Here is an 18,028-nt window from a genome sequence, read left to right on the forward strand (position 1 = left end):
CGGGGGTCCTTCCTTCGCGGGTCGGTCACTGTCGGGCGGTGACGACGGTGACACGTCGGATCGTCTTCCCATCGTGTCAAAGATGCGAGACGATCGATGCGGAAGTGAACGATCGACGGAAAACCTCTAGGAGAATGGTGAATCATTCGAGTCTCATCACCGATCACCGTGCCGAACCGGGTGCGCCCCTGGCCGCGACCGACCTGGCGATCCTCCGCGAGCTCAGTGCCGATGCCCGGATCTCGAACAAAGATCTCGCCGAACGGGTGGGGCTCGCGCCCTCGACGTGCTCGGGCCGGGTGAGCGCCCTGCGCCGGCGCGGGGTCATCAAGGGCTTCCACGCCGACATCGACTGGGAGGCGCTCGGTCTCACGGTCTTCGGAATGGTCTCCGTGCGGATGACACCGGTCGGACGCGCCGCGATCGCCTCGGTCATCGCCCGCCTCCTCGAGGTGCCGGAGACCCTCGAGGTCTTCCAGGTCTCCGGTGAGCGCGACCTCCTCGTCCACATCGCCGCGAGCCACCCCCGCGGTCTCCACACATTCATCGAAGAGCATCTCTCGGACACGACGATCGCCCACACGCAGACGAGCCTCGTCTTCGGCCACCACCGCGGGTGAGTCCGCGAAGTCCGGTCAGTCCGCCGAGGTGGGGCCGTTCGGCCGCTCGCCCCGCGGATTCCCGTGGACAGGCTGCCGTCACGGTCGTTCGCCGAGGTGGGGCCGGGTTACCGTGACCGTTGACTCGGAGTCGGCGACCGGTGAGGATGAAGTGCGGCACCGCATCCGCGCGACCACCTCACTGCGAAGGAGCAGTCATGTCCCAGATCTTCGTCAACCTCCCCACCCTCGACCTCGAACGGGCGAAGGCCTTCTACTCGGCGCTCGGCACGCAGATCGTCCCCGAGTTCTCCGACGACAACGCTGCATGCGTGAAGTGGGACGACGCGATCTTCTTCATGATCCTCGCCAAGGAGTATCTCCAGACCTTCACCGACAAGCCGATCGCCGATCCGCACTCCGTGGCGCAGGTGATGACCGCGCTCTCCCGGGAGTCCCGAGCCGACGTCGATGCGATGCGCACCGCGATCCTCGAAGCCGGCGGCGGAGAGAACCGCCCACCGACGGATCACGGGTTCATGTACGGCATCAGCATGACCGATCCCGACGGGAACATCCTCGAGTTCATGTGGATGGATCCGGCCGCCGCCGAGGCGGGACCGGAGGCGTTCGCGCAGACGGAGGCGACAGCCGATCAGCCTCTGTGAGCCGCGAGGACCTCGAGCACAGCGTCGCCGTAGCGTTCGAGCTTCTTCAGTCCGACACCGCTGACCTGGCCGAGGCTGTCAAGCGATGTCGGTTTGGCTTCGACGATGCCGTAGATCGTCGCGTCGGGGAAGATGACGTAGGCGGGCACGCTCTGTTCCTTCGCCTGTCCCGCGCGCCAGGACCGCAGGGCGTCGAACAGCGCGGAGTCGGCGGCGTCGAGTGCGACCTCGGGACCGCCTCGGCGCTTCGATCCTGAGCGCGAGCCACCGGACTTCCTCACCGGATCGACGCGCATCGAGACCTCGGTCTGCCCCCGCAGCACCGGGTCGGCGGCGGGCCCGAGGACGAGCACGCCGTAGTCACCGTGGGATTCGAGGAGTCCGCGGGCCAGGCTCTGTCGGATGACGGCCTTCCATTCGCCCTCGGACAGGTCGGCGCCGACGCCCCACACGCTGAGGCTCTCATGGTCGGAGGCCCGGGAACGGTCGTTGGCACTGCCGCGGAGAACGTCGATGACCTGGCCGGAGCCGAAGCGCTGGCCGCGTTCGCGGTCGAGGCGGATGACCGTCGAGAGCAGCTTCTGCACGGCCACGGTCGCATCCCACGTCGCCGGGGGTGTCAGGCAGGTGTCGCAGTTGCCGCACGGAGCGGACTCCTCGTCGAAGTAGCGCAGCAGCTGGACGCGGCGGCAGTCGACTGTCTCGCACAGGGCGAGCATCGAGTCGAGGTGGGCCATCACGCGGCGTTTGTGGGCCTGGTCGCCCTCCCCGGATTCGATGAGGCGGCGCTGGGAGACGACGTCGCCGAGGCCGTAGACCATCCACGCATCCGCGGGCAGGCCGTCGCGACCGGCTCGTCCGGTCTCCTGGTAGTAGCCTTCGACGCTGCGCGGCAGGTCGAGGTGGGCGACGAAGCGGACGTCGGGTTTGTCGATGCCCATGCCGAAGGCGATCGTCGCGACCATGACGAGACCGTCCTCGCGGAGGAAGCGGGCCTGGTGCTCGGCGCGCACCTCGGCGGGCAGACCTGCGTGGTACGGAAGGGCGGGGATGCCGCGGGCCACGAGCGCCTCGGCGAGCTGTTCGACCCCGCGCCGGGACAGACAGTAGACGATCCCGGAGTCACCGGGGTGTTCGGTGGTGATGAAGCTGATGAGCTGGGAGCGGGCCGAGGCCTTCGGCTCGATCCGGTAGGTGATGTTGGGGCGGTCGAAGCTCGCGACGAAGTGCTCGGCGTCGCGCAGCTGCAGGCGCTCGGTGAGCTCGGCATGCGTGGCCGGGGTCGCCGTCGCGGTCAGGGCGATGCGGGGGACGGCGGGGAAGCGGTCGGCGAGCACCCCGAGGCCGAGGTAGTCGCTGCGGAAATCGTGACCCCACTGGGAGACGCAGTGCGCCTCGTCGATCGCGAACAGGGAGATGTCCGCCCGCTCGAGCAGCTGCATCGTCCGGGGGAGGACAAGGCGTTCGGGGGCGAGGTAGAGGAGGTCGAGCTCCCCATCGAGGAGGCGGCGTTCGACGTCCTGCGCTTCGTCGATGTCGAGGGTGGAGTTGAGGTAGGCGGCCCGCACGCCGAGGTTGTCGAGCGCCGCGACCTGGTCGGCCATGAGGGCGATGAGTGGGGAGATGACGATGCCGGTGCCCTCGCGCACGAGCGCGGGGATCTGATAGCAGAGCGATTTGCCGCCGCCGGTGGGCATGAGCACGACGGCATCACCGCCGCCGACGAGGCGGTCGACGATCGCCGCCTGCTGGCCGCGGAAGTCCTCGTAGCCGAAGACATCGTGGAGGACGTCGAGGGCGGAGGTCGTGGCTGGGGCGGTCATGCGCCCAGCCTAGTGGACGACCCTGACGCGAGTGTTCAGGACCGGCGCGGGGGCCGCGATAGGCTGGGTGGGGAGACCCACCGGCGAGCTGAGGAGAGCTGCATGGAACCGAACAGGCGCACGATGATCACCTCCGCAGGGGCTGTCGGCACAGCCGCGGTGGTCGGACTCACCTCGGCGTGCAGCTCCGACGATTCGGGATCCGGTGCGGGGTCCTCGGCGTCGGCGCCGCCGGATGCGACCGTGCCGGCGAGCGATGTGCCCGTCGGGTCGGGCATCGTCGTCGACGAGGCCTACGTCGTCACCCAGCCGAAGGAGGGGGAGTTCCATGCCTTCTCCTCCGTGTGCACCCACCAGGGGTGCCAGGTCCGCACCGTGACCGAGACCGAGATCGTGTGCCCGTGCCACTCCTCGCGCTACTCGGCGACGAGCGGCGAAGTGCTCTCCGGTCCGGCGACCGAAGCGCTGCCGACCTACCAGGTCACCGACTCCGACGGGACCCTCAACCTCTCGGCCAAGTAGTTCTTTCGCTCGGCCGCTCGGCCGAATAGCCGCACCGCACGGCGCAGCAGCTTGACTTCGCAGTCCAGCACCTGGGCTTCACGGCTCAGCAGCTGTCGCTGCGGCCCAGCTGTCGCTGCGGCCCCGCCGTCACTCCGCGGTGACGCTCGCGTCTTCAGTCGCCGGGGGAGTCGGGGCGGTCGTCGGGCTTCTTCGCCGATTGGATGCTGTAGGCGCCTCCGATGCCGACCAAGAAGCCCATGACGGCGAACGGGACCGCGAAGAGCGGATCGAAGAGCAGGAATCCCACGATCCCGCCGAGGATCGCTGCGATGACTGCGGCCGTCCACGACTGTGCGCTCGGACGCGGGAGCTGTCGATTGACCATGATGCATTCTCCTTGATGTGTTCTCGTGCGTGTCTTCTCTCGAGTTATCCGACCGGCGGTCGTTGTGCCTTAAACGGTGATCGTCGGTGCTCTGTTCGGCGGTCGTCGGTGCTCTGTTCGGTAGTCGTCGTGCTCTGATCGGCGGTCGTCGGCCGGTGGTGCCCAGCATCGCGACCGATGGCGCTCACCCCAGGAACAGGCCGGGGAGGACGAGTGCTCCGGCGATGGCGGCGGCGAACGCCGCTCCGACGACGAGGCGCGGAACCTCACCGCGTGCGACCTTCGGATCGGCAGCGCTCCACGGCAGGTCCGGCCACACCGAGGCGGCGCGGAATGCCGCCCAGACGCAGGCGACCAGCGCGGCCAGCCACACCCAGAGCGCGGCGTCCGTCCATCCCCCGAAAGCTCCGATGAGACGGATGAGCAGGACGAACGCGACGGCCGGGAGCAGGCCCGCAAGCAGCTGACGGCGCGACTGGGCCCGTCGGCCGGCGGCCAGCGCGGTCCACGCAGCGTACGCGAGGACGAGGGTCGTGACGATCGTTGAGACGAGGGCTGCGCTCATGAGCGGTCTCCTTCGATTCGGGCGGAACGGGGTGCGGTGGGAGGGAAGACGGTGCCGGGGACGGATCGCGCCGAGGCGGCCCCCACCTCGGCGGACTCAGTGGAGGGGGACCCAGCGGAGGGGGACCCAGCGGGAGCTGTTCCGGTGGGCTGGGGCGCAGCGGAGCCGGACGCAGTGGAGATGAGGTCGATGGCGCCGTCGACGGAGATCGCGGAGTCGGCGAGGACGACGATCCCCGTGCCTGCGTCCGCAGTGAAGCCGAGGAACGAGCTGTACCCGCCGGTGCCGCCGTTGTGCCAGGTGATGGCCGGGGTGCGCCCTGTCGTCGTCATCCACGCGAAGCCGATGCGGTCGGCCTCGTCGAAGTCGGCCCGCGGCAGGGCAGCGACGGCTCCCGGCGCGGTGCCCTCCATCGTGGCGCGCAGCCAGATCGCCATGTCGTCCGCGGTCGACCGGATCGCCCCTGCGGGGGCCGATGCGCCGAGGGTCCAGGGTGCCGCAGGCAGTCCCGATGCCGTGTATCCGTGCGAGAGCCCCGTCGCCGAGGCGGGCACGTACGTCCTGCTCATCCCCAGCGGCTGCGTGATCCGCTGCTTCACGAGCTCCCGGTAGCTCATGCCGCTGACCTTCGCGAGCGACTGCCCGAGGACCGCGAACCCGAAGTTCGAGTACTCCGGGGTCGTATCGCTGACGTCGGTGTCGCCGAGGGTGCGGATGAGGTCGTCGACGCTGCCGCGGTACGGATCGCGGTGGAGGTAGGACGCAAGGACCGATGCGACCGCATCACCGACGCTCGGCGCCGGTTCGACCCTGGGCAGTCCGGAACGCTGCATCGCGAGTGAGGACAGGGTCACCTCGGCGGCTTTCCCGTCGAGCTGAGGCCAGATCTCGCCGAGGCGGGTCCCCTCGGTCACCTCACCCCGGTCGATCGCATCGGCGAAGAGGGCGGCGGTGAAGGTCTTCGTCAGGGAGCCGATCTCGAACTCCGTGGTCGCGTCGGCACCCGTGCCCGCCGTCGTCACGGTGTCCCCGTCGACCTTCGCGACGGCGACGTGCTGCCAGTGCCCGCTGCCGAGCGCGGCCGCGGTGGCCTCCATGAGCGCTTCATCGCCGGTGACGTCACCCTGGAATCCGCGGGGGAGAGGGGTGAGGAGGACGGCGACGATCGCCGTGAGCGCGGCCGCGGTGACGGCGATCGCCCGGCGCCGAGGTGTCCGCCGGGTATCCGTGTCAGTGGCGGATGTCATAGTCATGGCAACTCCTGATATCGAGTGATTGAGGTGATGCGATGCAGAGGCAGAGGTGATGTGACGGGTCGACGATGTGCCTGACCAGGGCTGCGCTGATCCGGTGAGTCGAGCGGTCCGTGAGGCGGCTGGTCAGTGAGTCGAATGGTCAGTGAGGCGGCTGATCGGTGAAGCGACTGGTCGGTGATGTGGTGGGGTTGGTCGTGGTGTCGGTTGGTCGATGAAACGGCTGGTCGTGGTGCCTCGGGCAGGTCAGGGTGTGTCGGGCGGCGCGGCGATCGCCGCCGGTGGGGTCATTGGGTTCCGATGAGGATGAGGGTGAGGAGCGGGATGACCTTCTGCGCGGGCACGCGCCAGTGGCCGCGCGGGAAGTTCTCGAGCCAGCCGGCGGCGGCCAGCGCCTTGAGATGGTGATAGATCTGGCCGGTCGTGCCGAAGCGGTCGTCGGCACTGAGCTCGGCGACGGTCGTCGCGCCCGAGTGGATCGCCTGGAGGAGTGCGAGCCGGACGGGGTGACTGAACGCCGACAGGGCTGGTGCGGCCTGTGCGAAATCGATCTCGTCGAACCCTGTCGCGGTCAGCCCCATCTGCCACGCGACTGGGGAATCGGTGCCCGGCGGAGTGACCTGACCGGCATAGGTGACGCCGCCGCCGTCGCCGAGGCGCTCGACGAGTCCGTTGAGGACCCAGAACGTGTCGTCATCCGGCCCGCCCGCAGAGAAGCGGGGCGCCGAGGCGCCGCGGGTGGTCGCCTGTTCTCCAGTGGTCGCGCGCTCACCCGATCGTGTGTGCCCACCATCGGTCGCCTGCGCACCCTCGCTCGCGGTGGCCGGTTCCCCCTCCCGAGAACCGTCGAGCCCCCGCGTGCTTTCGAGCTCGGCCACCCGCGCTTCGAGGGCCCCGAGGCGAGCCTCGAGGGCGGTGCTCGCGGTCGCTGGGGTGTGCGCGGAATCGGATGACGCGGTGCTCATGGCTCGAGAATACATGAATTACGTAATTACGTAAATAGAAGAATATTTGGCTACTGGGACTCGGTGGGGTCGGAGACCTAAACTGGACGGGTGATGAGTACTGAAGAATCCCGCACCGAACCCGTCGCCCCCGCCTCGGAGCTGATCGCCGAGGCCAGGACGATGGGCGCGCCGATGATCGTCCGCGGCATCCTCGGTGTCCTCTTCGGCTTCGCCACCGTGTTCTGGCCGCGTGATGCGGTCAATCCGATGCAGCTGTCCCTCGGCGTCGACATCGTCGATCTGCTCAGCATCGGCTACCTCGCGCTGCTCGCGCTCGCCCTCGTCTACCAGGCTCTGCGCTCGCCGCTGTCGGTGCGCACTGCGATCTTCGGCCAGGCGATCATCACGGTTCCGGCGATCGTCTTCCTCTTCATGGCCGACCAGCCCGCCGAGGTGCGCGCTGCCCTGAGCATCTGGGCCGTCCTCCACGGTCTCATCGAGCTGTGGAACTACCGCAAGCTCGTCCACCACCCGATGGCCTCGGACTTCCTCATCTCCGCCGCCGTCCACGTCCTGCTCGGCATCATCCTCCTGTTCGGCACCGACTTCCAGGCACTGGCGATCATCGGCTTCACGGGAGCCGCCTCGCTCATCGCGGGAGTGATCTTCATCATCGGCGGGTACTCGCGCATCAGCAAGGGCAGACAGGCCGCCCGCAGCGCGGATGCCGCCGACGACGCGCACGACACCGCAGCCGAATAACCCGCACCACCGACCGACACCCGACCTCCGACCCGAAGCCTGAGGTGAGATGAGCACTGTCGAGAACGACTACGGCCATGTGTCCCCCCTGACTCCGATCTCGGCGTCCGTGTCGTCGTCGGGCCTCCTCGGCGATCTCGCCGAGGCCAGTCGCGCCCTGCCCGATGAGCTCTTCCGGCGTCTCTTCCAGGTCTCACGGTCACCGTCGCTGCTCATCGCCACCGACTACGACGGCACGATCGCGCCGATCGTCGCCAACCCCGCCGAGGCGTACCCGCTCGAGAGCTCGGTCGATTCGCTCCGCGCGCTCGCGCTGCTGCCGTCGACCTCGGCGGGCGTCATCTCCGGTCGCAGCCTTCGGGATCTCGCGGCGATGTCCCGGCTGCCGCGCGAGGTCCACCTCTTCGGCTCCCACGGCGGCGAGACCGACAGCGAGGTGCACCGCGCGCTCGAACCGCGGCAGCGGGCGGCACTCGAGGCCTTCCGCCGCGACCTCGTCGACACCCTGCCCGCCGAGGTGATCGAGCACAAGACGGCGGGTGCGGCAGTCCACCTGCGCGGTCTCGACGACGATGCCAGGCAGAAGGTCGAGGACGGCATCGCCGCGCTCGTGGAGAAGCACGAGATCTTCCCGACCCGGGGCAAGCAGGTCGTCGACCTCTCCGTCGTGCCCTCGTCGAAGGCCGAGGCTCTGGCGAACCTGCGCGCGGAGACGGGTGCCGAAGTCGTCGTCTTCATCGGCGATGACCGCTCCGACGAGCTCGCCCTCGAGATCCTCGGCGACTTCGACCTCGGTCTCAAGGTCGGCGACGACGGGACGGAGACCCACGCGGAGTTCCGCATCGATTCGCCCGACGTCGTCTCCGTCGTCCTCGCCGCGATCTACGAGCTGCGCAAGTCGTGGCTGTTCGGTCGCGAGGCGATCCCGATCCAGCGGCACAGCATGCTCGGCAACGGGCAGTCGACGGCCCTCGTCGACCCGGGCGGCAGCATCTGCTGGATGCCTCACCCGCTGCCGCACTCATCGTCGATGTTCTCCGAGATCCTCGGCTCCGCCGCCGCCGGCTACTTCGCCGTGGGCGCCGAATCCGGGGTCGACCCGCTCACTCAGCGCTACCTCACGCATTCGACGCTGCTCGAGACCCGGTGGCCGGGGCTGAGCTGCATCGACTACCTCGCGCCCGTCGACGGCGCGAGCGACGACACGATCGTCGTCCGTGTCCTCACCGGCGACGCGCCCGCGCGGATCCGCTTCGCCCCGCGACTCGACTACGCCACCGTGCCCACCCGGCTCGCGCCGATCCGCGACGGGGTGCGCGTGCTCGGCACCTCGGAGCCGATCCGGCTCATCGCTCCCGGCGTCGACTTCGAGATCGTCGAGTCGGGACAGTCCCAGACCGCCGAGGCGGTCGTCGTGCCCTCGGACTTCCCCGGCGGCCAGGTCGTCCTCGTCCTCGCGTGCGGGTCGGGCACCGGCGACGCCCGGTTCATCGCCGAGGGCGGAGAGGGCCATGTCCGGGATCGGGCGCTGAACTTCTGGCGCAACTGGGCGAGCACGCTCGCGATCCCCGGCCATCACCGCGAGGAGGTCATCCGGTCCGCGATCACCCTGCGCGCGCTCTGCCATGAGCCCACCGGCGGCATCCTCGCCGCCCCGACGACCTCCCTGCCCGAGGGCATCGGCGGCGTCCGCAACTGGGATTACCGCTACACGTGGCTGCGCGACGGATCGATGACGGCGCGGGCGCTGCTGGCCCTCGGATCCACCGCCGAGGCGGAAGGGTTCCTCTCGTGGCTGACGGGGATCCTCTCCCACACGGTCGCTCCCGAACAGCTCCACCCGCTCTACGCCGTCGACGGTTCGGCACTGACCACCGAGGCGGTGCTCGCGCATCTGCCCGGATACGCCGGGTCGCGCCCGGTGCGGGTCGGCAACGCCGCTGAGCACCAGGTGCAGCTCGACGTCTTCGGGCCGGTCACCGAACTCCTCGACGAACTCACCGAGCGCCTCGGCGAGCTGCCCGAGGCCTACTGGACGCTGACGACCCAGATGGTCGAGGCGGTGAGCCGACGCTGGTTCGAGGCCGATCACGGCATCTGGGAGGCCCGGCGCGCGCCCAAGCACAACGTCTACACGCGAGTGATGTGCTGGGTGACCGTCGACCGCGCCCTGCGGATCGCTGAGCGCTTCGACAAGCAGTTGCCCGGGGCGTGGCGTCAGCTGCGCGAGGAGATCAAGAGCGACATCCTCACCCATGGCTTCAACGAGGAGGTCGGTGCCTTCACCGTCGCCTACGGCGAACCGGATCTCGATGCGGCGGGTCTGTTCGTCGGCTTGAGCGGTCTGCTCGAGGCCGATGACCCGCGGTTCATCGCGACCGTCGACGCCATCGAACGGGAGCTGCGCGTCGGGCCCACGGTCTTCCGCTACCGCTACGAGGACGGCCTGCCCGGTCTCGAGGGCGGGTTCCACATCTGCACGACGTGGCTCATCGAGGCGTTCATCAAGGTCGGCCGTATCGACGATGCGTGGGATCTCTTCCGGCAGCTCGACAATCTGCTCGGGCCCACCGGCCTGCTGCCCGAGGAGTACGACCCCGTCGCCGAGATGCACCTGGGCAACCACCCACAGGCCTACTCGCATCTCGGCTACATCCGCGTCGCCCAGATGCTCGACGAGTACCGTCCCAGCTGAGCCCCCAGCGCCTCACTCGTCGCGTCATATGGCTCGACGCGTCGCCTCACTCGACGAGGAGGCTGACCATCTCCGCGATGCAGGCCGGCCTCTCCTGACCCTCGATCTCGATGACGTGCCTGATGATCAGCTGCGTGCCCTTCGGGCTGCGCGTCACCTCGGTGAGGGTGGCGGTGTCGCGCAGTCGGGAGTCGACGAGGACGGGCTGCGGGAAGCGGACCTTGTTGAGCCCGTAGTTGATCTTCATCGACACTCCCTCGATCGCGAAGATCTCGGCGGAGAACTTCGGCAGGAGCGAGAGCGTGTAGAAGCCGTGGGCGATCGTCGCGCCGAACGGCCCGGCGGCCGCACGCTCCTCGTCGAGGTGGATCCACTGATGGTCGTCGGTGGCATCGGCGAAGGCAGTGATCATGTCCTGATCGACGGTCAGCCACTCCGACGTCCCGAGCTCCGTGCCGACGGCCGCCTCGACCTCATCGATGCCGGTGAGTGTGCGCATGTGGGTTCCCCTTCGATCCGATGGCGTGGTCCGGTCGGCGGCCGACATCGAGTCACTGATCGGACATTCGTTCGACGGCGGCCGTCCCCTCGCACTCTACTGCCGAACGACACCCCTTCGATAGGTTGGGGAGATGACTTCGCCGATCACCGACGACTCTCCACTGCTGACACAACCGCACTCGCCGAGGTGGCTCGACCGTCCCGCCGACCACCGCACCTACGAGGCCGCATCGTTCGTCGGTCACGGGCGGAAGACGTTCGAGCGCTGCGCCGAGGAGCTTCTCCACTGGGAGGTGAAGACCCGCAGCGGCTTCGACATCGACCCCGCCGGCGTCCGGGTGCAGGCGGGGCAGGAGCCGACGATCCGGGTGCGCTTGGGTCCGTTCCGCCTGCCCGAGCCCTCGCAGGTGCTTGCTGTCATCGAGGCGGCCGACGTCCGCGGTTTCACCTACGGCACGAAGCCCGGTCATCCGATCACCGGTGAGGAGTCATTCCTCCTCGTCCATCTCCCCGACGATCGGGTCTTCCTCGTCCTCCGCTCGGCCTCACGGGCAAGGATGGGGATCTGGCGCCTCGGCGAGCCTCTTGTGCGGATCGCGCAGGTCATCTACCGACGGCGCTACGCCCGCGCCCTGCGACGGCAGTGAGCTGCGGGCCCGGTGAGCTGCGGACACGGTGAGCCGCGGGCGTGGCTGGGGCGAATCCCGGGCCAGGAGCCGTTCTCGAGGTGGATCCGGCTCGAAGAATCGCCCGATCTCGAGCCGGATCCACCTCGGAGTCGCGCGGGGACCGTGTCCGCGGCACCGTATCGGACCATGGCAGCGACATCCGGGGAACCACCTCGGCGACAGAGCGGCGCCAACAGAGCAGTGAGAGGGCAGAGCAGTGAGCGGGCAGAGAGTCCCGCGTGCGGCGCGCCGGGGAGTCAGCCGCCCGCGCCCGCCACAGCGCGTCGACAACGACCGGTCCTCGAACAGCGAGCGCAGTGCGTGCGTTGAGCAGACGTAGAGGAGTCTCAGCCCTTGATGCTGTCGCGGGCGGGGACGTACTCCCAGTGCCAGGGCTCGTACTTCGACGACTTGGCCCAGTCCGGGTTCTCCCAGCCGTACTTGCCGGCGTTCTTGACCAGCCAGTCCCACGGGCCGGTCTTCGATTCGGTGCCGCCGCCGAGGTCGAGGGCGATGCCCCAGCCGTGCATCGACGTGCCGGGGCGGGCGGAGAGGCCGGGCTTGCGGCCGGCCACGGAGATCTGACCGGCGAGGTCGCGGTAGGAGTCGGTGATCGGGATCTCCTTGCCCGTCTCCTTCTTGTAGGCGGCGTTCATCTCGGCGAACGACACCGCGGCATCGGCGCGCAGTCGGTGTCCGCCCTTGCCGAGGTCGCAGAGCCACTCTTCGGGCAGCTCGCCGTTGCTCGCCCCCGCGCTGTACTTCTGATCGGCCGAGCAGCCGGGCAGTGCGCTCTTCTCGATCGCGCGGCTCGCGGCCTGTGCTCCGTCCTGCTTCGCGCTCGGCGCGCCGATCTCAACGCTCGTCGTGTCGTCGGAGGCCGGAATCGCGGCGTCGACGGATTCGGCGCTGACCTGCTTGGGGCCGGAATCGGCGGTCGCCTCGACCTTGACCTCGCTGCCACCGCCGGCGGTGGCGAACATCACGGCGGCAACCGCGGCACCGGTCACGGACAGACCCGACAGGGCCGTGACCGTCGTCGCACGCTTCCGGCGCACCGACCGCAGCAGCGCGCCGTCGGAACCGCGGTGACCGAAGTGCGCGGCACCGACCGTTCCGTGACCGGCCTCCTTGGCCATCGCCTCGCGCCGAGGCGATCCTGCAGCCGTGCGTGCCTCTGCGGCCATCGCAGCGCGGCGGGGTGAGAGAGTCGAGTGTCCGGTGAGGTGAGAGGGGGTGGGGTGAGTGGTGGGGAGGGGTGCTGTGGGCGGGGTCTGGGGGGTCGACTGCCGGTTGCGGAGGTCTCTCCGCCGGACCGTTCCCGCTGCCGTCAGCTCACCCGTCATCATGCTCCAAGTCACCTGTGTCGTACCCATAGTTCAGCCGTCGAGAGGTCCCGACGGCTGGAAAACTCACTGTTACAGGAGTGTAACGGTTACATAACACCGTGTCATATCCGCGAACGAAACCGTGACCGATCCGGTCGACGCATTCCACGGCCGCCGGCGGTCGCCTCGGCGAGGGATCCCTACTCCACTCCGAGCTGCTGACGCAGGGCGATCGCCTGCGCTTCGGCATCGGGGAAGATCACCTCGGTGCGGGCACCCCCGGTGTCGGGGTCGTTGCTGAAGACGAGCCGGATCCCGAGCAGCCGCGCCTGCCCCTGCGCGATGACGAGACCGAGGCCCATGCCGCCGCCGCCGGCGGAGACGAACCGGGTCGGTCCCGTCTCGACGATGTCGGCCGGGTAGCCGGAGCCGGAGTCGGTGACGACGATGTGCTCGGGGCTCGTGGTGAGACGGATCGGATCAGCCCCGTGCTTGATGGCGTTGACGAGCAGGTTGGAGATGATGCGCTCGAATCGGCGGACATCGGTGACGAGGAGGGCGCCACGGGCGCCGTACTCCGCGTCGATCTCATGCCCGGCCAGGGCCCCGGAGGCTGACATCGTGCCGAGCAGCGAGCGGATCGCCTGGTCGATGTCGATGCGGGTGAACTGCGGGTTCGCGCGTCCCGCGTCGAGTCGGGAGACCTCGAGGAGATCCTCGACGAGGACCTGCATCCGCTGCACGCGATCCTTGACGAGCTCGGCCGGGCGCGAATCCTCGGTGAGCAGGCTCGCGGCGTTGACGAGCCCCGTGAGCGGGGTGCGCATCTCGTGGGCGAGGTCAGCGGTGAAGCGCTGTTCGGAGTCGATCCGCTCGCTCAGCCGCGTCACCGCGGTGTCGACCGCCGAGGCGAACGCCCACACCTCCTGATCCGATTCGTCGACGACATCGGCGATGCGGATCGACGTGTCCCCGGCGGCGATCTTCCGCGCCGCCTGGGCGCCGAGGGTGAGTCGGCGCGAGATGCGGCCGGCGACGAGCGAGCCGACGCCGCCGACGACGAGGGCGGAGCCGATCATGCCGACGAGCAGGGCCTGGTCGATGCGGCCGATGAGCTCCTGACTGTCGGCCGTCGACGCGCGCACGGAGATCACCTCGGTGTACGTGCCGACCTCGATCGGGGCCGCCGCCCACACGATCTCCTCCCCGTCGACCTCCGAGCGGATCGTCACCGATTGTCCCTTGAGCGCCTGCGCGCGGGCATCGGCAGGCAGCTGCGGATCGTCGATGCGGGCGTTGAGCGTGAGCACCCCGGTCTCGGAGAAGATGTTGACCGCGTTCGTCAGCTGGTCGGTCACGGTCGAGCGCATCCGGTCGTCCTCGGCCCGGGCCGCGGACTGGCGCAGGATGATGCTGCACGAGAGCACCGCGATGATCACGGACGCGACGATGAGGAGGGAGATCTTCCAGCGCAGCGACATGGCTCAGCCTGCGAAACGGTACCCGAAGCCGCGGACCGTCTCGATCATGTTCGCGCCGATCTTCTTGCGCAGGCGCTGGATGTGGACGTCGACGACCCGGGAGTCGCCGGCCCACTCGTACCCCCACACCGTGAACGCGATCTTCTCCCGAGAGTACACGTGCTCGGGCTGTTCGGTGAGCAGCAGGAGGACGCGCAGCTCGGTCGGGGTGAGGTGGACCTCCTCGCCGTCGACCTCGACGGTGAGCCGTCCGGTGTCGAGGACGAGGGACCCCAGCCGGGTGCGGAACGGTCCGAGCTCACCGGACTCCGGGGCCGCCTCGGCGGTCGTCTGAGGTGAGGACGCGGGGCGCGGGGGGATCGCCACGTCGTGCGTGTCCGGGCCCGGTGACGACGTGAACTTCCCGCCGGCGCCGAGGTAGGTGTCATCGGCCGCGAGACGGGACTTGATCCGCTCCCGGGTGTCCATGCCGGGGCTCGGCCCGAGGACTTCGGGGATCCCGTCGCCGGTGATGACGCCGCCGGGGCCGATGACGGTTTCGTGTTCGTCGATCGCCTCGGTGGTGGGGGAGTAGCCGAGCCGGTCGGTGCCGGCGGTGATGAAGCGGCGGACGACGGCGCGGATGCGGGCGTTGAGCACCTGCATGTCGAAGGGCTTGGTGAGGTAGTCGTCGGCTCCGGCCTCGAGGGCCTGGACGATGTCGATCGCATCCGAGCGGGCGGAGATGATGATGATCGGGATGGAGGAGCGCTCGCGGATCGCGCGGCAGATCGACGCGCCGTTCATCGTCGGGAGCATGAGGTCGAGGAGGAGGACGTCGGCACCGTGGGCGGCGACGAACTCATAGCCCTCACGGCCGTCGGCGAACGCCGACACCGTGTAATCGAACTGCTCGAGTCCGATCTGGGTTGTCTCGCGGATGACCTCGTCATCCTCGACCAGCACAATATGCATTACGACTCTCCATTTAGACGCGTGAAGCGTTGTCCCGGTTCAAACCTACCGTCATGCAGGCGGAATACCTGCACCGACCAGCCCGAGGGGCAGCAGTCCTCATCACCGTCGGCGTACATCGCCTCCTGGACGACGAGCGTGCCGTTCTTGCCGGGGCTGAGCGTGAGCTGATTGCCTGTGGCGATGAGCTCGAGGCGCGGTGCGCCCTCGAATTCGCTGACGACGACCCCGGCGATGACCTCGCTCATCTGCTGCGGGTTGAGCACCGTGACGACCTGGAACTTCCGGTCGCCGCTGAGGAACGGGGTGCCGAACTTCATGCACTCCTGGCAGTCGGCGACGACCTTCGCCGTCTCCGACGCCCGACCGGTCACCGCGACCCCCGAACTGTCCTCGATGAGGGTGCGGATGTCATCGAGCGAATACGGCTTGTCCGCGGGCCCGGAGTCCTCATTCGATTCGTCGAAGAGCGTCGGCGAGGTGCTTCCCGCAGGCTCGACGCGCAGCCCCCTGTCCGGCCCGCAGGCCGCGAGCGCGACGAGCAGCGCAAGCGCGCAGGCACACGCGACCAGCGTCCTGAGACCGCCTCTGGTCAGGACGCCTGCCGTGACGGCAGCGCGCGACGCGTGCGCAGACCTGCGCACTGGAGTGGGGATGGGCACGCTGTCATTTTCGCGTGTTCGCCCGCACTCGTCCACTTGGTCCCGGATCGGGGAGCGGCCAGGAGCCGGGTTCAGGGGTGGTCGAGTGCAGGGGTCGGGGGTGCTCGGTGGTGCTTGGCGGTCAGGTCCCCGGCTGTTGGCCTGTCGGGTGCCGGGGGGTCAGGCCGCCGGCTGTTGGCCTGTTGGGTGCGTGGGGTGGTCAGGTGCCGGGACACAGTCGCCCGGCCCCCGGGTCGGGGGTCACTCGGCTGTCGCCTCTCAGCCCGAATCGGTACCCTGGTGGTATGGCAACGTCGAACTCTGCGAAGAAGTCCTCCAGCACCGTGTCCTACAAGGATGCGCTCAAAGTCGGGCTGGTCTGCGGCGTCGCCGTCCTCATCCTCTCGATCATCGTCACCCGCGCCTGGCAGGACTCCGACGCGTTCGGTTACGCCTTCATCTACGCCGGCATCGCATTCGTCCTCGTCAGCGCCCTGTCTGCGGTGCTCAACTGGGTGATGCGCAACGACACGCAGAACGACGACCAGTCCTACCCCGTCCTCAAGTAGGGCCTGCGGGAAGTAGGGCCTCCGGGGCGGGCACGAGGATCGTCGCGCCGCCTCTCTGCGCCACCTCTCTGCGCCACCTCTCTGCGCCACCTCCACGGTGCCGCCACGGCTTTTGCGCCACCTTCATGGTGCCGACCCGGCTTCTGCGCCACTTTCATGGTGAAATTCGAAGCAGATTCGCCATGAACCTGGCGCGCAATCGCTGTCGACCTTCCGCAGTTCTTGGTGCCTGCGGTGTGATGCGCACGCTCTGATGCGCTTCGTCGTGCGTGCTCCGGTCTTTGCGCCCAACAACCACCTGCTCTCGCTCTCGGGCCACCACCGGCCCTCGGATCACCACCAGCGCTCGGGCTCAGAGCACTCGCTCACCCGCAGATCACCACAGACCTCAACCTCGGACCACCACAGGCCTCACCCTCAGATCACCAGGGTGTCCGTGTGCCAGCGCGTCAAGTGCGCGCGGATCTTCCGCTCCAGAAGCACTCGATCGGTGCGACTGGTGACCTTGAGCGTCGTCCACCCTGCTGCCTGCAGAGCTTCGTCCCTGCGGATGTCGCGATTCCACTGGTCCTTCGACTCGAAATGATGTCCGCCTTCATACTCGAGCGCGAGTCGAGCCTGCTCATAACCCAAGTCGGGCTCGACGACCCTTCCGAGCATCGGGCAGAACACCTGCGGGTGGACTGTCGGCTCGGGCAGTCCGCGGCCGATCGCCCACAGCCGCAGGTCGGTCTCCTGGGGAGAGTCGACGGTCTCGCGGATGAGCGCGCAGGCGGCTTCGATGTTCGCTCGGGCGCGAAGGTAACGGCGCTGCCGCAGGGCGCCTTGCAGCTGCGCAAGCGAGCAGAGCGGCGGGCCATGCCATCCGCCGACCATCGCATCGCCGAGCGCGACCAGCGCATTGCGACCGAGCACGCCCGCGAGATCGACGAAGAGATCTTCGGGCGCCTGCAGCGGCAGCTCCAGCCACGTTCGCATCCGCAGAGTGCGCGGCCGATGGAACCTGATGCCGGGACGACTGACCTTCGTCAGGGGATCGGTCGACGCGAGATGCAGGGTGGAGTTCGCGCGATCAGCGGGAATCGGCAGGCCGTAGAGGCGCGCCGCCGTCGGCCCGACACCGACTGCCGTCGGGCACAGCAGACGCACTGCCCGCAGCCTGACGTTCTCGTGCATCCACTCCTCATCGGCCCACGACGGGGTGGGGTGCCGCACCTTGGCGGTCTCGTCGATCCGGACTCCGCGGTAGAGGTGCCTGCGTGTGCGGTCGAACTTGAGCGCGTGCGTGGTGACGCCCAGACGGCCGGCGTCCGCTGACCTGAAGAGCGACGGGTACTCGCGATACTCAACGTGCAGATCCATCCACCGAGGCTGACCCCGAGTGAGCGGCAGTGTGAACAGCCGCCGATCGCCCTGTGGACGGCGCGCGTGCGTCCACAGGCGCCCCGCGCACGAGCCGGCGGTCCTGTGGGTACGAGTTACACCCGCCCCGAATGCGTGAACATCGACTCCATCGCCCCAGGTGAGAAACGCGCTGACGACGACTGCCCGGACAGTGACGGAGGGAGCGGTGAGATGCGCCGAGGTGGCCGGTGCGATCCCGCCGGCCGCGCGGGCCTGCCCGTGCACAGCGGAGAGCACATGAGTCAACGACCCTCGACCGGCCTGCGCTCGGGCGCACAGAC

18 protein-coding genes are annotated in these 18,028 nt (G+C 68.7%); 7 read left to right on the top strand and 11 right to left on the bottom strand.

Translation table 11 applies throughout. The annotated features are described in order from the left end of the window. Positions 1–134 precede the first annotated feature (134 nt). Together FJ887_RS00250 and FJ887_RS00255 are read left to right on the top strand one after the other, a co-directional pair. Positions 135–620: an Lrp/AsnC family transcriptional regulator gene (locus FJ887_RS00250; protein WP_137824915.1), complete on the top strand. Its 486-nt coding sequence runs from the start codon at positions 135–137 to the stop codon at positions 618–620. Positions 621–817: 197 nt separating this feature from the next. Next, the gene (locus FJ887_RS00255) at positions 818–1,267 is read left to right on the top strand and encodes a VOC family protein (protein WP_137824916.1); all 450 of its coding nucleotides are present in this window, start codon (positions 818–820) and stop codon (positions 1,265–1,267) included. Here the strand turns inward: FJ887_RS00255 and recQ are convergent. Continuing rightward, entirely contained in the window at positions 1,255–3,090 is a 1,836-nt protein-coding gene (gene recQ / locus FJ887_RS00260) for a DNA helicase RecQ (RefSeq protein WP_137824917.1), read from the bottom strand. The genes FJ887_RS00255 and recQ overlap by 13 nt on opposite strands. Before the next feature lie 102 nt (positions 3,091–3,192). Between recQ and FJ887_RS00265 the strand changes: the two genes are divergently transcribed. Continuing rightward, positions 3,193–3,612: a Rieske (2Fe-2S) protein gene (locus FJ887_RS00265; RefSeq protein WP_140955807.1), complete on the top strand. Its 420-nt coding sequence runs from the start codon at positions 3,193–3,195 to the stop codon at positions 3,610–3,612. 154 nt (positions 3,613–3,766) lie between these two features. Here the strand turns inward: FJ887_RS00265 and FJ887_RS00270 are convergent, their stop codons facing one another. From FJ887_RS00270 to FJ887_RS00285, 4 genes are all read right to left on the bottom strand, one after another. Then, a complete protein-coding gene (locus FJ887_RS00270) occupies positions 3,767–3,979 on the bottom strand; it encodes a hypothetical protein (RefSeq protein ID WP_137824919.1) in 213 nt (70 codons plus the stop codon). Between the two features lie 184 nt (positions 3,980–4,163). Further along, positions 4,164–4,544 (bottom strand): hypothetical protein, encoded by a 381-nt coding sequence (locus FJ887_RS00275; protein ID WP_137824920.1) that lies wholly within the window; start codon positions 4,542–4,544, stop codon positions 4,164–4,166. After that, positions 4,541–5,797 (bottom strand): serine hydrolase domain-containing protein, encoded by a 1,257-nt coding sequence (locus tag FJ887_RS00280; protein ID WP_137824921.1) that lies wholly within the window; start codon positions 5,795–5,797, stop codon positions 4,541–4,543. The genes FJ887_RS00275 and FJ887_RS00280 overlap by 4 nt, the downstream gene beginning before the upstream one ends. 287 nt (positions 5,798–6,084) lie before the next feature. After that, positions 6,085–6,762, bottom strand: a complete 678-nt coding sequence (locus FJ887_RS00285; protein WP_137824922.1) for an ArsR/SmtB family transcription factor — start codon at positions 6,760–6,762, stop codon at positions 6,085–6,087. A 93-nt stretch (positions 6,763–6,855) separates the two neighbouring features. Between FJ887_RS00285 and FJ887_RS00290 the strand changes: the two genes are divergently transcribed. After that, positions 6,856–7,506 carry a hypothetical protein gene (locus tag FJ887_RS00290; protein WP_137824923.1) on the top strand — a complete coding sequence of 217 codons (651 nt, stop codon included), beginning with the start codon at positions 6,856–6,858 and terminating at the stop codon, positions 7,504–7,506. 49 nt (positions 7,507–7,555) lie between these two features. Next, on the top strand, positions 7,556–10,201 hold the full coding sequence (otsB, locus tag FJ887_RS00295; protein ID WP_137824924.1) for a trehalose-phosphatase: 2,646 nt from the start codon (positions 7,556–7,558) through the stop codon (positions 10,199–10,201). A 46-nt stretch (positions 10,202–10,247) separates the two neighbouring features. On the opposite strand, the gene FJ887_RS00300 is transcribed toward otsB, so the two are convergent. Beyond that, on the bottom strand, positions 10,248–10,700 hold the full coding sequence (locus FJ887_RS00300) for a MaoC family dehydratase (RefSeq protein WP_137824925.1): 453 nt from the start codon (positions 10,698–10,700) through the stop codon (positions 10,248–10,250). Between the two features lie 133 nt (positions 10,701–10,833). Here FJ887_RS00300 and FJ887_RS00305 point away from each other — a divergent pair, with 133 nt between their 5' ends. Continuing rightward, positions 10,834–11,349: a DUF1990 domain-containing protein gene (locus tag FJ887_RS00305; protein ID WP_137824926.1), complete on the top strand. Its 516-nt coding sequence runs from the start codon at positions 10,834–10,836 to the stop codon at positions 11,347–11,349. A gap of 368 nt (positions 11,350–11,717) precedes the next feature. Here FJ887_RS00305 and FJ887_RS00310 read toward each other — a convergent pair whose 3' ends face one another. From FJ887_RS00310 to FJ887_RS00325, 4 genes are all read right to left on the bottom strand, one after another. Then, on the bottom strand, positions 11,718–12,557 hold the full coding sequence (locus tag FJ887_RS00310) for a M15 family metallopeptidase (RefSeq protein WP_250786134.1): 840 nt from the start codon (positions 12,555–12,557) through the stop codon (positions 11,718–11,720). A gap of 341 nt (positions 12,558–12,898) precedes the next feature. After that, on the bottom strand, positions 12,899–14,179 hold the full coding sequence (locus FJ887_RS00315) for a sensor histidine kinase (protein ID WP_137824928.1): 1,281 nt from the start codon (positions 14,177–14,179) through the stop codon (positions 12,899–12,901). Positions 14,180–14,182: 3 nt separating this feature from the next. Continuing rightward, the gene (locus FJ887_RS00320; RefSeq protein WP_137824929.1) at positions 14,183–15,133 is read right to left on the bottom strand and encodes a response regulator transcription factor; all 951 of its coding nucleotides are present in this window, start codon (positions 15,131–15,133) and stop codon (positions 14,183–14,185) included. Further along, complete coding sequence (locus FJ887_RS00325) at positions 15,133–15,795, bottom strand: hypothetical protein (RefSeq protein ID WP_249356687.1); 663 nt, start codon at positions 15,793–15,795, stop codon at positions 15,133–15,135. Before FJ887_RS00325 ends, FJ887_RS00320 begins: the two co-directional genes overlap by 1 nt. Before the next feature lie 284 nt (positions 15,796–16,079). On the opposite strand from FJ887_RS00325, the gene FJ887_RS00330 reads away from it, so the two are divergent. Beyond that, positions 16,080–16,343, top strand: a complete 264-nt coding sequence (locus FJ887_RS00330) for a hypothetical protein (protein ID WP_137824930.1) — start codon at positions 16,080–16,082, stop codon at positions 16,341–16,343. 417 nt (positions 16,344–16,760) lie between these two features. Here FJ887_RS00330 and FJ887_RS00335 read toward each other — a convergent pair whose 3' ends face one another. Further along, a complete protein-coding gene (locus FJ887_RS00335) occupies positions 16,761–17,705 on the bottom strand; it encodes an endonuclease domain-containing protein (protein WP_249356688.1) in 945 nt (314 codons plus the stop codon). Positions 17,706–18,028 lie beyond the last annotated feature (323 nt).

Origin of the sequence: Brevibacterium sp. XM4083, assembly GCF_006489205.2 — a bacterium.
Classification (GTDB): Bacteria; Actinomycetota; Actinomycetes; order Actinomycetales; family Brevibacteriaceae; genus Brevibacterium.

What these genes read in the sequence shown, in the direction of transcription:
- FJ887_RS00250 (WP_137824915.1), top strand. Translation starts at nt 135, where the DNA reads ATGGTGAATCATTCGAGTCTCATCACCGATCACCGTGCCGAACCGGGT.
- FJ887_RS00255 (WP_137824916.1), top strand. Translation starts at nt 818, where the DNA reads ATGTCCCAGATCTTCGTCAACCTCCCCACCCTCGACCTCGAACGGGCG.
- recQ (WP_137824917.1), bottom strand. Translation starts at nt 3,090, where the DNA reads ATGACCGCCCCAGCCACGACCTCCGCCCTCGACGTCCTCCACGATGTC.
- FJ887_RS00265 (WP_140955807.1), top strand. Translation starts at nt 3,193, where the DNA reads ATGGAACCGAACAGGCGCACGATGATCACCTCCGCAGGGGCTGTCGGC.
- FJ887_RS00270 (WP_137824919.1), bottom strand. Translation starts at nt 3,979, where the DNA reads ATGGTCAATCGACAGCTCCCGCGTCCGAGCGCACAGTCGTGGACGGCC.
- FJ887_RS00275 (WP_137824920.1), bottom strand. Translation starts at nt 4,544, where the DNA reads ATGAGCGCAGCCCTCGTCTCAACGATCGTCACGACCCTCGTCCTCGCG.
- FJ887_RS00280 (WP_137824921.1), bottom strand. Translation starts at nt 5,797, where the DNA reads ATGACTATGACATCCGCCACTGACACGGATACCCGGCGGACACCTCGG.
- FJ887_RS00285 (WP_137824922.1), bottom strand. Translation starts at nt 6,762, where the DNA reads ATGAGCACCGCGTCATCCGATTCCGCGCACACCCCAGCGACCGCGAGC.
- FJ887_RS00290 (WP_137824923.1), top strand. Translation starts at nt 6,856, where the DNA reads ATGAGTACTGAAGAATCCCGCACCGAACCCGTCGCCCCCGCCTCGGAG.
- otsB (WP_137824924.1), top strand. Translation starts at nt 7,556, where the DNA reads ATGAGCACTGTCGAGAACGACTACGGCCATGTGTCCCCCCTGACTCCG.
- FJ887_RS00300 (WP_137824925.1), bottom strand. Translation starts at nt 10,700, where the DNA reads ATGCGCACACTCACCGGCATCGATGAGGTCGAGGCGGCCGTCGGCACG.
- FJ887_RS00305 (WP_137824926.1), top strand. Translation starts at nt 10,834, where the DNA reads ATGACTTCGCCGATCACCGACGACTCTCCACTGCTGACACAACCGCAC.
- FJ887_RS00310 (WP_250786134.1), bottom strand. Translation starts at nt 12,557, where the DNA reads ATGGCCGCAGAGGCACGCACGGCTGCAGGATCGCCTCGGCGCGAGGCG.
- FJ887_RS00315 (WP_137824928.1), bottom strand. Translation starts at nt 14,179, where the DNA reads ATGTCGCTGCGCTGGAAGATCTCCCTCCTCATCGTCGCGTCCGTGATC.
- FJ887_RS00320 (WP_137824929.1), bottom strand. Translation starts at nt 15,133, where the DNA reads ATGCATATTGTGCTGGTCGAGGATGACGAGGTCATCCGCGAGACAACC.
- FJ887_RS00330 (WP_137824930.1), top strand. Translation starts at nt 16,080, where the DNA reads ATGGCAACGTCGAACTCTGCGAAGAAGTCCTCCAGCACCGTGTCCTAC.
- FJ887_RS00335 (WP_249356688.1), bottom strand. Translation starts at nt 17,705, where the DNA reads ATGGATCTGCACGTTGAGTATCGCGAGTACCCGTCGCTCTTCAGGTCA.